Origin of the sequence: Vibrio sp. zbq_1 (assembly GCF_043102935.1) — a bacterium.
Classification (GTDB): domain Bacteria; phylum Pseudomonadota; class Gammaproteobacteria; order Enterobacterales; family Vibrionaceae; genus Vibrio; species Vibrio parahaemolyticus.
In genome coordinates this window covers 877,955-890,675 of record NZ_JBICJH010000004.1, presented here as the reverse complement: position 1 = coordinate 890,675, position 12,721 = coordinate 877,955, and the positions used below count along the sequence as shown (strand labels likewise).

Genomic DNA, 12,721 nt, shown 5'->3' with positions numbered 1-12,721 from the left:
CAAGATGACATTAACGTTCTCAGTGTTTCAGGGCTTTTTGAGCGAAAAAAGAAAGCGAGCACGAAGCTCGCTTTGAGTTAGGAAGTGTTTAAAAAGGAAGTCGTAAGATTACTTCACGTACACGCGAGGGTTTGATGTGCCCCAAATGGTGTAAAGTTCTGGGAAGATCACGTCGGCGTTCTTCTCGATTTCTGCGGCATTGATGGTTTGAGATTTTTGGTTGCCGAACAGAACGACCTCAGAACCCGGCTTCACGCCTTTGATATCTGAAACGTCGATCATTGTTGTATTCATTGACGTTACGCCAACCACTTTTGCACGTTGACCATTGATCAGCACGTCTGCCGTATTACCCATTTTTCTTGGGTAACCGTCAGAGTAACCGACAGGAAGGTTCGCCATTACGCTTTCTTTAGTGGTTGTAAAGCTGCTGTCGTAACCCACAGTGCTGTTTTTCGGTAGGTGGTGCAGTGATGCTACGCGTGTTTTGAAAGACACGATAGAAGGGTATTCAAGGTTAGTTGGTAGATCACCGTAAAGCACACCACCAGGACGAACCATATCAAGTTGAGCTTCTGGTACGTTGAGCGCTGTGTACGAGTTCGCTACGTGCAGAAGAATGTCTTCACGTTTTAGATCCGCTTCTTCAATTAGCCATGCCGAGCTTTCTTTGAATGAGCCAAGTTTCGCGCGTACTTCTTCTGCGTTGTAATTCGGGAAGTGCGTCATGATACCGACAATCTCAACGCCAGATTGCTTAGTAATCGCAAGGGCTTCTTTTTTGCCGTTTTCTGTCGTCATGTCAATGCCGTTACGACCCATACCGCCGTCGTTAAGCGCAAGGTGAACTTTGACTGTCTTGTTTGCTTTTTTAGAGAGTGCAGCGATCGCCTTTGCTTGATCAAGCGTGCCGATTAGCTCTTCAACATTAAGATCAAGTGCACCTTCAATTTCGCCAATCTCTGCTGAGCGAACACGCATTAATTGACCTTTAAAGCCGCTGTCTCGCACAACTTGTGCTTCTGCATTACTTGCGATCGCTACGCAAGGAATTTGCTGTTCTATGATAGTTGGCATTAAGCCTGCGATACCGTTGCCATAGGCGTCAGCTTTCATCACCGCACAGATTTTAGTCTGGTCATTCATGTGTGACTTAAACTGCTCGATGTTTTGCTTAAACTGACCTAAATCGATTTCTAGCCAAGTGTTGGATGATTGAATTTGACTCTCTTGGTCTAACGTCGTTTGAAGCTGGAGTGGAGCTGCGATTGAATGCATAGCAGGGGTGAACGTTGCTGCAGCAATGGCAATAGAAAGAAGAGTTTTCTTAAGGCGCATAAAACCTCCATACGCGTTTTTTTATTGTTAAAGGAAAGCGTACGAGGGAATGTACGCCAGAAAAACAAAACGCCCCAAACTGCGGAGCTTGGAGCGTTTTTGTCGAGTCGTTTTAGTTTAACTTAAAGCGGCTCATTACATCTTGAAGAGATACGGATAGCTGGCTCAGTTCGCGGCAAGCTTGTGCAGTTTGCTCTGAACCTTGCGCGACCTCTTGAGACGCAAGATGGATGTTTTCGATGCTACGGCTTAGTTCCTCAGCAACTGAGTCTTGCTGGTTACATGCTGTTGCGATTTGACTGCCCATGTCTGAGATATCAGAAATCGCATGTTCGATGTCATTCATCAGTTGTTTTGACTGGATGCCTTGGTCAGCGCACTCGGCAATGCTTGTGCGAGAAAGCTCAGTCGCTGATTTCGCGTCTTTCGCTAGTGATTGTAGCTGCTCGATGATCGCTGTGATTTCACTTGTTGAATCTTGAGTACGGCCAGCAAGAGTACGAACTTCGTCCGCTACAACTGCAAAGCCACGGCCCGATTCACCAGCGCGCGCTGCTTCAATAGCGGCGTTAAGCGCAAGCAAGTTTGTTTGATCTGCGATATCACGGATAACATCAACCACAACGTTGATTTGGTTCGATTGCTGTTCAAGCTCTGAAACTGTATCACCAGCAGCGCCGATAACATTTGCTACTTCACCAATCGCATCAACCATGCTTTGTGTTTCACGCACACCAAGTTGTGTACGGTGGTTTGCATCGTTTGCTTGGCTCGCTGACTCTTCCGTGTTGCGTGCAACGTCGGCTACCGCAGCTTTCATTTCCGTCATTGCTGTTGCAATGTGCGTGATTTGTAGCTGTTGGTCTTTCATGCCAGAAGCAGAAAGCTCAGAGATTTGGTTCATCTCTTCTACTGCACTGCTCAATTGCGTTACAGCGGCAATAACGTTGTCGATAACTTGGCGTAGGTCGTTTTGCATCTTAGTCGTTGCATCTGCCAACTCGCCCAGTTCATCGTTACCAATCAATTTACGATCGATGTCTTTAGAAAGGTCACCTTTCGCAATCGAGTTTGCTTGTTCCACAACAAGTTGTAGTGGGCCACAAATCAAACGCGTTAGAACAAGCGTCATAACAATCATGATCACTAGAATGGTCACGTTGCTCGCGATGGATGAGTTGCTCAAACCGTTCACTGAAGAAAGGATGTGATTTTTGTTGCTGTCCATTGCGACTTTCAACAAGCGGATTAGCTCGTTTAGATCAGAATCGACGGCTTCGAAGTCATTTAAAGAGTTAGATAGAACAGCGAGCGCTTCGGTTTTGTTGCCTGCTAACATCGACTCATTGTATTGGTCCATAGTAACTAAGTACTGTTTCCATTGACGCATTAGGCGTTGGAACGTTTGTTGTTCTTCACCTGGCCAAATGGTTGAGCCGTAAGCTTCAAGTTCTTTGCTGATCTTTTCGCGTTCACGGATGTTACTTGCGATTTTGTTTCTGATCTTATCTGCGTCCTTATAGGTGTAAGTAGCAAATTGAGAGCGACGCCAGTGAGAAAGATCATCTCGGATCGCATCCACTCTTTCCATTGCTGGAAGAGTGTCATCAGTATAGTTTAAAAGCTCAGATTTGATTTCTTTGAGCTCTTTAGACAAAAACACGCCAAATACAATATTAATAAGCGCAATCAGTAAAAAAGAGAGCGAAATTTTCTTCGCAATAGATAGGTTTCTGATAGACATTGGTGATATACCTTGTTTTTTTTATGCAGTGTCGTCAAAGTAAACCACGTCCTTATATGTGATATTGATCCATTAAATTACTGCAACACATTTAAAGTATCATTAATCGAAACGATTTTCGATAACGCATTGAGCTTTTCAAAAAAATAAATTATGTCAATGGTTTTATAATGGTAAGACCAGGCGTTTTATGCATTTACGTGTAACAAATTGTTGAAAATGAAAGGACGCTTCCATTTTTACGGGGTGTTAACGATGTGCTTAATGCACAAAAGGTGAGGGAAGTACCGGAATTGTTGTGCATGGATATGATAAGAGCGCGATGCGACGCTTGCTGAACTTATTGTTTTACTCATTTGGTGACGAAAATGTGTGCTGATTGATCGTCAATTAAACTTGTTAGCGTGCTTTTTAATCGTTTGAATCAAAAAGGTAAAATTTATTGTTGACCAGATAAATTAATCCGTTAAAGTACGCCTCGTTCTCACGGCACAGGCCGCTGAGAGATGGTGTTACCATCGCAAAGATTTGCGTTGCCCTGGTGGTGGAATTGGTAGACACAAGGGATTTAAAATCCCTCGGCGTTCGCGCTGTGCCGGTTCAAGTCCGGCCCGGGGCACCATCAAAACGATGTATGGATTTCAAATTCAGTTTTAAAGCATCGTTCTCATGACAATGAGAAAACAATCAGGTAAGGCGCGTTGGCAGAGTGGCTATGCAGCGGATTGCAAATCCGTGGACCTCGGTTCGACTCCGGGACGCGCCTCCATTATTTCGAAAGCCAGTCTCTTATGACTGGCTTTTCTCGTTTCTAGTGCTCGCAAATCGCTTCTTCTCTTCTCTTCGCTTTGTTTCATTCGTATCCGTATCACCAAACTCATTTGATCGTCATTCAATATTTTACACACGCTAATTATTGATTTTATAAATGTTAATCAACTCAATAATTGTATGGGTAGATTGGTGTTAATTTCTCTTCGATTGTAATCCGAACTTTCTGTCTTACAGACAATACGTTAGCAAGTTTTATGTGTTGCTATTGCAGCTGCATGGTAGGTCAGAAAGCGGGTTTTAGTCCTTTAACGTGAGAGAAAAATAATGAAAACATTCAAATTAAAACGCACTTTTTTACCGCTAACTTTGCTGCTCAGTGCTCCTGCCTTTGCTGGGCAAAATGGCACCATGATGCAGTATTTTCATTGGTACGTACCTAATGATGGCGCATTATGGACGCAGGTTGAAAGCAATGCTCCAGCACTCGCTGAAAACGGTTTTACAGCGCTCTGGCTACCGCCAGCGTACAAAGGCGCGGGCGGCAGTAATGACGTCGGTTATGGCGTCTATGATATGTACGATTTAGGTGAGTTTGACCAAAAAGGCTCAGTACGAACCAAATACGGCACCAAGGCTCAGTACATCTCTGCAATCAATGCCGCACACAACAACAATATCCAAATTTACGGCGACGTTGTGTTTAACCACCGAGGTGGCGCAGATGGGAAGTCGTGGGTCGATACCAAGCGTGTTGATTGGGACAACCGTAACATTGAACTGGGCGACAAATGGATTGAAGCTTGGGTTGAGTTTAATTTTCCTGGCCGCAACGACAAATACTCGAACTTCCATTGGACTTGGTATCACTTTGACGGTGTTGACTGGGATGACGCCGGCAAAGAAAAAGCGATCTTTAAATTCAAAGGCGAAGGAAAAGCATGGGATTGGGAAGTCAGCTCTGAAAAAGGCAATTACGACTACCTAATGTACGCCGATTTAGACATGGATCACCCAGAAGTTAAACAAGAGCTGAAAGATTGGGGTGAGTGGTACATCAACATGACCGGCGTTGATGGCTTTAGAATGGATGCCGTGAAGCACATTAAATATCAGTATCTACAAGAGTGGATTGATCATTTACGTTGGAAAACAGGCAAAGAGCTTTTCACCGTTGGTGAGTATTGGAATTACGACGTAAATCAACTGCACAACTTTATTACTAAGACCTCTGGCAGTATGTCGTTGTTCGATGCGCCGCTTCACATGAACTTCTACAACGCGTCAAAATCTGGCGGCAATTACGATATGCGCCAAATCATGAATGGCACGTTGATGAAGGACAACCCAGTCAAAGCAGTGACTCTCGTAGAAAACCACGATACACAGCCACTGCAGGCGTTAGAGTCGACAGTAGATTGGTGGTTCAAGCCTCTTGCTTACGCATTCATTTTATTGCGTGAAGAAGGTTATCCATCGGTGTTCTACGCAGATTACTACGGCGCGCAGTACAGCGACAAAGGCTACAACATCAATATGGCCAAAGTGCCTTACATTGAAGAACTTGTAACACTGCGTAAAGAGTATGCGTATGGCAAACAGAATTCTTATCTCGACCATTGGGATGTGATTGGCTGGACTCGAGAGGGCGATGCTGAACATCCAAACTCAATGGCGGTGATCATGAGTGATGGACCGGGCGGCACAAAATGGATGTATACCGGTAAGCCAAGCACGCGCTATGTCGACAAGCTGGGTATCCGAACTGAAGATGTTTGGACCGATGCCAATGGCTGGGCAGAATTTCCTGTCAATGGTGGTTCAGTTTCGGTTTGGGTGGGCGTTAAGTAACGTCGTCCTGTGATTTTGATACAGAACATGCAAATTTCAATGAAACATTACATTTAATCAAGGCGTTATTTGATATTCATGTAACAAATGCGTAACTTATATTTGAGCATTATCTAGAGGAATATAAAGAATGGAATCTATTGCTGATGTATTGGTTGTCGCCATTGTGTTTGGTGCCATTTTTGGAGGCGGGATCGTCAAGTTGATCTTAAATCATCGTAAAGAAGTTCGAGCGTTAGAGATTTCTGAGCGAAATACGATGAGCCAAGAAGAACAAGAAAGCCTCAAAAAGCAAATTGGCGAGTTAAAACGACGCGTTGAAGTGCTAGAGAGAATCGTCACCGACAGCAAATATCAACTTGAGAAAGAAATTGCTTCACTGTAATTCAAATCTTAGAAAAAGCCGGATCAGTCCGGCTTTTTTATGTCTATCGTTTGGTTTTTCAGTCAACGTTCATCGAAAAAGTCTTTGTTTCGGATGTACTTACTCATTAAATGGTAAGAAAACGGACGAATCAGCCAACTAAACAGTGAACGCCCGAGGCGAATGAGTGTCGGCGTGTTCTCATAAATTCTGCCATTGTACAGCCACAGCATTTTTCCGACGTGCCAGTAAAGAAAAGGCACCGGAGGCATGAACGTCACAATATCGATATCACAACAAATTCGGTAGGTTTTATGTGCCAAACGATAACGGCGTTTGAACGTCCAGTCACCAATGGCGGGCTGCCCGAAAGTCACAACGCGCTTGATGCTTTTCGGATACTTCTTTTCTATGTAATCCGCAAACACGCTACCAATTGCACCACCAGAAGAGTGGCCTGTCACCGAAATGCGCTTGCCTTGCAGAATGAGCGGGACAACGGTTGCTTCTAGCCGTTCTATCACGCTCAAACCTAAGCGGTCTTCGTTTCTACTAGGTAAACTTTCTTGGAACAATAGGTGATAAAACCCTGCGTGAATACGGTAGTTGAGACCTAATCGACGGCAGCTTCGTGTCCACATTGCAAAGTTGAGCAACCAATCGGTAATGCTGTGAGAACCTTTAATAACGACCACGACTTCATCGCGGTTTTTGCTCCACAGTACGCGAATCATAATCTTGCCGTGTTCGTTTCGGATGATTCGCTGACCATTGGGATCGAAGCCATAACGTGTTTGTTTAAAGACTCTTGGATACGCGAGGTTGCACAGTACGGCGTAGCGTTCGTATTGGTATCGTTTTAGTGGTTTCACGTTGTCTTACTTAAAACTGTCCAACCTTATACTCTAGTGAGCGAGTGTGAAGAACACGTGAACATCAGCAGAATGTTTATTGGTTCAATCCTCGCGGTTAACGGTAAATCTCTAACGTTGAAGCGTCATTGATAAATGAATCAAAACTTTTTAGACGAAGTAAGGTAGATTGCCGAGACTGCTCATGGGCCTGTTTTATTTCCTTAATCAGAGATTTGAGTACTTGACGATCTTGTTTGTTGTAGCGTTTGTCTTTGCGGAGCTGGGTGAAAAACGCAATTTGAGTCGAAGTGTCATTGAAGTTGCCGAGCTTGTCTTGAAGTAGCTTAAGTTGCTTCACGTTTTCTTTGTGTTGTTGTGCGGGATAGATAGCAGAGAAGCACTCCAGCAAGTAGCGCAGTGCTTTGCATTTAATGCGTAATGTGTGAATGACATCGTCTTTACTCGCGGGCGAGATTTTTCTTTGTGAGTTATTTACTTTTCTAAACTGGTCGGCAATCTTTTGATTTGCGAACGTCACTAATTCAATGTCGTATTTTAGCAAGTCGTATTGTTTAGTTCGCTCAAGGCTGTTTCGAACCATAGCGCAATGCGCTTGGTAAGCAAGTGATGCCAACCAACTTGCTACGCGCACTTGTTCAGCATTCTTCATGGCATCAATATCCGCGAAAATGCGCGTTAATGATGAATGCTGTTCTGGCAACATCGCAAGATATTGGTTGGTGTCTAAAGTGAACACATCTAGGTCTCGCAATAAGTTCGTTTGTTTCATTAATGTCTTTAAGTGAGGCTTGAGGATGGCTAACTCAAAACAGGGAATCACTTCGCTGAGTAAAACGCATAAAGAGCGCATGCGCCGCAACGTGACGCGATATTGATGTGTAAATTCAGGGTGAAGGTTATCCATGATCCCTTGCTCTAACGAACGAGCATACTCAAACTCTCTCGCAAGGGAATCAGGCAATACAAAGCAGAGTTCGGAATCGAGATGCAGTGGCAATCGACTTGAAGATTTTGGTGGGGCGCTCATGGTTTTCCTCCAACATGCTTAGACTAAGTGTAGAGGTTGATATTGCATAGACATAAAAGTCGTTCAAATAAATCGAAATCTTACCAAGCAATAAATTAATTGTTTTAAATACATGTCGTTAGCCGATCGTCATTTTATATAAGCATAATATGACCATTTTTTATAACCATATTATTAACCGAATTGACTTATATCGACTCCTTTACAATACTTTTTACCAACTTGAAAGAAATTGCTGTCTTATCGTCAGTGTTAATAGTTATTCGGAATTTATTAATACTCAGATTAGATGGAAATCTGTAGCTTGTTGTTATTACTGATAGTTTAAATTTTCTCTAATCACTTAACAGGCATATTCTGTCAATGACATCTCAGCAAATCTTTTAATAGGGATAAGTAAAGTGCGAATTTATATTCGTACTATTTCATAGTGAGGGCGTGAGATGTTTATACAAACAGTAAGAATCGTCATACCGTTAGTATTACTGCAGTTTTTAACGGGTTGTCAGTCGGATGATAACGATAAGCTAAAGTCAGAAATTGAGTCATTAAAACAAGAGATCAGTCAACTAACAAAAGAAGTAGGAAAAATAGAAAATGAAGTGAAAGAAATGAAAGATTTGGCATTTAACCCACCCAAAAAAGAGCCACCGACTTTGCCAAATCAACCTAACTTTACCGAAGATGGCACATTGCCACTTCTTGGAAGTAAAGACGCAAAAATTGCTATTATTGAATTTTCTGATTTTCAATGTCCTTATTGTAAACGATTTACAGACAGTGCTTTTAAACAGATAAAAGAAAATTATATTGATACTGGTAAAGTTCAATATATTGCGCGCGATTTCCCGTTGAGTTTTCACGCGAAAGCCATGGGGGCTGCGATCGCAGCTACGTGTAGTCTTCACCAAAATTCCTACTGGCCAATGCGAGATATGCTGTTTAGCAATGTCAAAGACTTAGGAGACGAACTCTATCAAAAAGCAGCCACAGATTTATCGTTGAACTTGGAAGAGTTCAACAAGTGCATGAAAGATCAATCAATTGCTAACAAAGTTGAACAAGATTTGACGTTAGGAAAATCCTTGGGCATTCGTGGTACGCCAAGTTTCTTAATTGGTCGCGTCGAAAACGATCAACTTGTAGAACCACAGATAGTAGTGGGCGCGCAGAGGTATGCAGTGTTTGAATCGCTATTAGAGCAGTTGTCGAATAGCGATAAAGCAAAATAATATTTTTCATATTGAATAAAAGGCAACTAATGTTAGTTGCCTTTTATTTTATCTAAATTAACCAGTTTATTAATTTAGAGCTTGTCTTTATATATTGATATTAGGTGTCGATATTTATAGTTGTTCTGGTGAATTGAAACCACACACATAGATCTTCTTAAATCATCGATGCTTAATAATTGTTTTGTTTGTGTTAATTTTTGGTTATTTAAGATAAATTTCTTATTTTTCATGGGTTAACTTTGAGCATATATTAAAATGGCAAAGTTATATTAAGCTGAATTCATATTGGGATTGGCATTTTACTTGTAATTTAAATCTTCTTATATATTCATGCTTTAAATAAGAATGTTTGATCTTGCGATAAAAATTAATTGTTTTTGGTTGAAATTCAATCACTGTGTTTGTAGGATTTTACCTTCAAAAACCAACCTGCGCTTAAAAAATAGGAAAGAGGGGTAAATTTATTGCATACAAATAAATAATTTATCTTGTGTTACTAATGCAAGTTTAACCTAAATAATAAACGACTATTTTAGAGTTTTGCTTTTTAATTTTTGTTAAAAGGCACGGCATCTTATTGACTAATTATTAGATGTCTTTGGGGTTCTAATTCTAGCATCTATTGCTTACCTTTAACGTTTGTAGCTTTTCGAAATGAATGGAAATTCATGCGTTTAGCTTAGTTATTTGCGCTCCCTAAGCGTCAAGCGATCGACATGATTGCGGACTTCTGCTGCGCAAAAATTAAGAACCAAAGATAAAAATACATAAGAAATTAAGTATGTTTAATACCCATTTTAATATTGTTACTTCCAATACATTTAAACTATCAATAACGGCTCTTATCGGCCTCTTATCTCTGACATTCAACGCGACGGCGCAGTCGCAAGACATCCCACATGGACATGTGATTCAACAAGAAAAATTGGTTTCACCTACTGCTAAGGGAAAACGCCAACAGGCTAAAGATAATACCAGCGCATTAAAGCAGGCGATGGCTGATTATCGCGGTGCATCGGCGAAAAACAAACATCACTATCTAGAGCAAATGATTTCTCTTGCTCACGGTCGTCAAGCATTGCTTTCCGAGTTGTTTCAGTCAGATCCTAGCGCGGTAGCGCAGGTTGCTCTGACTGCAAAAGCTCGCAAAGGTATGCCTGAAAAAGTACAAGCTTTGCTAGAGCAGGAGCAAACGCTAGAAGGCGAACTGGAAGTCTTCTACGAAGATTATGAAGATCACAGCAAGAGCCGTCTTCGACACGTACTAAACACCTCTGAGGGACTTATTGAGGTGCACGGTTCTTCACAATCACCAATCAACGCGATTCAGTCGGGTGCAAAAGTACGTGCGCGTGGTTGGAAGTTTGATAATCAAAGCGCGCTAGTTCTGGAAGAATCACAACAAAGTCTACTTGTTTTGGCTGATGGCAGCACAGGTAGTGCATCGACGAGCACATCATCTTTCACTTTGTCCAATACTTTAGGTGAACAATCGACTCTCGTGATGCTAGTGAATTTTCAGGACGATGTACAAGAACCATGGTCTGTTGAAGAAGTAACCGATCTAGTGTTTGGCTCGGTGAATGATTTCTATAAAGAAAATTCAAATAATCAGACGTGGTTTGCTGGAGATGTTCTAGGTTATTACACGTTGCCTATTAACTCAGTTTGCGATACTGCGCAGATTTACACTGCAAGTAAAGATGTTGCTGCAACTAAAAATGTAGATATCGATAGTTACAGCCGAGTCGTTTTTGTTTTTCCTAAGATTGCAGATTGTGGGTGGACAGGAAAAGGTACAGTGGGGGGGACACCATCGAGAACTTGGGTAAATGGTTCTTTGACACTAAGGACTGTCGCTCACGAACTTGGTCACAACCTCGGGTTACATCATGCTAAAAAGCTTGAATGTGGTGTCGATGTGATTAGTGGGGATTGTTACACGATTGAATACGGCGACAGCTTAGAGATCATGGGAGCGCCTGGTTTTACCGGACATTTCAATGCTTTCAATAAAGACAGTCTTGGGTGGTTTTCTGCAGAGTCATCGTCAGTCGCAGGCAAAATTATTGAAGTCAGTTCCGATGGTAGCTACATATTAGAGCCTTATGAATTAGCTCCCGAAAGCGAAGCAAAGGCAATAAAAGTTCAGCGTGGCGTTGATTCGACTGGAAAAAAGCTATGGTACTACTTGGAGTATCGTCAGCCGACAGGTTTTGACAGCTACCTAGAGAGCTATCCATCTCTAACATCGGGTGTAACGATGCGCTTGGGTACTGAGTCTGATATGAATAGCAGCCAAATCATCGATTTAACACCAGCAAGCCAAGTTATGGACTGGAACGATTCTACATTGGCTGTCGGTTCAACCTATACAGATGCCGATGCTGGAATCACTATGACTACAGAATGGGCAGATAATACTGGAGCAAGTGTTCATATCAGCTTTACTCAGCCAGTATGCAACAAGAGTGATCCTGTTGTTACCGTTTCTCCTAGTCAAAATGTTGAAGCGGAATCGGGTAGCACACTTGGCTATAACGTTACGGTCACTAACAATGATGCGGCAGGTTGTGATGCGTCAGAATTTGAAGTTGACGCTTTGGTACCAAGTGGGTGGACTGCAACCTCGTCTACGCTAAATTTAGATCCTGGTGCTAGTGAAAGTGTGTTAATTGATGTGACTTCTGATGTTGCTGCGACGGATGGTAATTATTCAATACTATTTAATGTAACAAACAGCGCTGATACGAACTACTTCACGAAGGCGACAGAAAATTATGTCATCGAAACGCCAGTGGAAGCCTGCTTACGTGGAACGCCATTGTTGGTGTTATCGGCAAGTCAAACTGATGAGCTTGAAGCAGGCAGCACAGCGAGTTACACCGCGACACTGACTAACCAAGACAGTGTTACTTGTGACGCGAGTACATTTACCCTAGCGGCGAGTGTACCAAGTGGGTGGAGCGCCAATAGTGGGGCTATTACATTGAACCCAAGTGAAACTCAATCGCTCACAATGAACATAACGTCAAGCACTGAAGCAACAGAGGGTACATATGATATTGCTATTACGGCGCAGCACTTGTCGGATTCAAGTCTAAGTGTTAGTAAAAGAGTGAGTTTCAGCATCTCAGTTCCAGTTCAGGTGAACACTGCGCCAACTGCTCAAACTGATCGAGTGGAAGTGACCTCAAAAGATTCAGTGAGCATTAATGTACTTGCAAATGATAGCGATCCTGAAGGAGATAGACTGACGATAACATCTGTGACTCAAGGTTCGAAAGGTTCAGTACAAATTACGTCAAATGGCCAGTTAATATATACGCCAGCGAAAAGCTTTAAAGGCAGCGATAGCTTTAGTTACACTATCAGCGATGGCTCCCTTACTTCGACAGCATCTGTGTATATTAGTATGGCGAGCTCTTCTGGCAACGATTCAAGTAAAGGAAAGGGCCGAAAATAGTTCTGTTGTAAGTAAAGTCCAATCAAATGAAAAGGGGCAGTGGGTGATAC

The 12,721-nt window shown here is 42.3% G+C and carries 8 protein-coding genes and 2 tRNA genes; 6 read left to right on the top strand and 4 right to left on the bottom strand.

Annotation, left to right across the window (positions count from 1 at the left end):
* Positions 1-108 precede the first annotated feature (108 nt).
* Both alr and ACF8CV_RS04300 read right to left on the bottom strand, forming a co-directional pair.
* Positions 109-1,338 carry an alanine racemase gene (gene alr, locus ACF8CV_RS04305; protein ID WP_138937312.1) on the bottom strand — a complete coding sequence of 410 codons (1,230 nt, stop codon included), beginning with the start codon at positions 1,336-1,338 and terminating at the stop codon, positions 109-111.
* Between the two features lie 112 nt (positions 1,339-1,450).
* Positions 1,451-3,082, bottom strand: a complete 1,632-nt coding sequence (locus ACF8CV_RS04300) for a methyl-accepting chemotaxis protein (protein ID WP_138937311.1) — start codon at positions 3,080-3,082, stop codon at positions 1,451-1,453.
* 535 nt (positions 3,083-3,617) lie between these two features.
* On the opposite strand from ACF8CV_RS04300, the gene ACF8CV_RS04295 reads away from it, so the two are divergent.
* The 4 genes from ACF8CV_RS04295 to ACF8CV_RS04280 all read left to right on the top strand — a co-directional run bounded on the left by ACF8CV_RS04295 (position 3,618) and on the right by ACF8CV_RS04280 (position 6,089).
* A tRNA-Leu gene (locus ACF8CV_RS04295) sits at positions 3,618-3,704 on the top strand.
* Between the two features lie 73 nt (positions 3,705-3,777).
* Positions 3,778-3,851 (top strand) — tRNA-Cys (locus ACF8CV_RS04290).
* A gap of 329 nt (positions 3,852-4,180) precedes the next feature.
* Entirely contained in the window at positions 4,181-5,704 is a 1,524-nt protein-coding gene (gene amyS / locus ACF8CV_RS04285; protein WP_025505706.1) for an alpha-amylase, read from the top strand.
* 130 nt (positions 5,705-5,834) lie between these two features.
* Positions 5,835-6,089: a hypothetical protein gene (locus tag ACF8CV_RS04280; RefSeq protein WP_005460888.1), complete on the top strand. Its 255-nt coding sequence runs from the start codon at positions 5,835-5,837 to the stop codon at positions 6,087-6,089.
* Positions 6,090-6,151: 62 nt separating this feature from the next.
* On the opposite strand, the gene ACF8CV_RS04275 is transcribed toward ACF8CV_RS04280, so the two are convergent.
* Together ACF8CV_RS04275 and ACF8CV_RS04270 are read right to left on the bottom strand one after the other, a co-directional pair.
* On the bottom strand, positions 6,152-6,940 hold the full coding sequence (locus ACF8CV_RS04275) for a lipase (protein WP_005460910.1): 789 nt from the start codon (positions 6,938-6,940) through the stop codon (positions 6,152-6,154).
* Between the two features lie 97 nt (positions 6,941-7,037).
* Positions 7,038-7,970: a CHAD domain-containing protein gene (locus ACF8CV_RS04270; protein ID WP_138937310.1), complete on the bottom strand. Its 933-nt coding sequence runs from the start codon at positions 7,968-7,970 to the stop codon at positions 7,038-7,040.
* A 443-nt stretch (positions 7,971-8,413) separates the two neighbouring features.
* Here ACF8CV_RS04270 and ACF8CV_RS04265 point away from each other — a divergent pair, with 443 nt between their 5' ends.
* Together ACF8CV_RS04265 and ACF8CV_RS04260 are read left to right on the top strand one after the other, a co-directional pair.
* Positions 8,414-9,202, top strand: coding sequence for a thioredoxin domain-containing protein (locus ACF8CV_RS04265; RefSeq protein ID WP_025505708.1), 789 nt, complete (start codon positions 8,414-8,416; stop codon positions 9,200-9,202).
* A gap of 784 nt (positions 9,203-9,986) precedes the next feature.
* Positions 9,987-12,671 carry an Ig-like domain-containing protein gene (locus tag ACF8CV_RS04260; RefSeq protein WP_138937309.1) on the top strand — a complete coding sequence of 895 codons (2,685 nt, stop codon included), beginning with the start codon at positions 9,987-9,989 and terminating at the stop codon, positions 12,669-12,671.
* Positions 12,672-12,721: the final 50 nt, after the last annotated feature.

Coding starts and splice junctions, on each gene's coding strand:
- alr (WP_138937312.1), bottom strand. CDS start 1,338: ATGCGCCTTAAGAAAACTCTTCTTTCTATTGCCATTGCTGCAGCAACG.
- ACF8CV_RS04300 (WP_138937311.1), bottom strand. CDS start 3,082: ATGTCTATCAGAAACCTATCTATTGCGAAGAAAATTTCGCTCTCTTTT.
- amyS (WP_025505706.1), top strand. CDS start 4,181: ATGAAAACATTCAAATTAAAACGCACTTTTTTACCGCTAACTTTGCTG.
- ACF8CV_RS04280 (WP_005460888.1), top strand. CDS start 5,835: ATGGAATCTATTGCTGATGTATTGGTTGTCGCCATTGTGTTTGGTGCC.
- ACF8CV_RS04270 (WP_138937310.1), bottom strand. CDS start 7,970: ATGAGCGCCCCACCAAAATCTTCAAGTCGATTGCCACTGCATCTCGAT.
- ACF8CV_RS04265 (WP_025505708.1), top strand. CDS start 8,414: ATGTTTATACAAACAGTAAGAATCGTCATACCGTTAGTATTACTGCAG.
- ACF8CV_RS04260 (WP_138937309.1), top strand. CDS start 9,987: ATGTTTAATACCCATTTTAATATTGTTACTTCCAATACATTTAAACTA.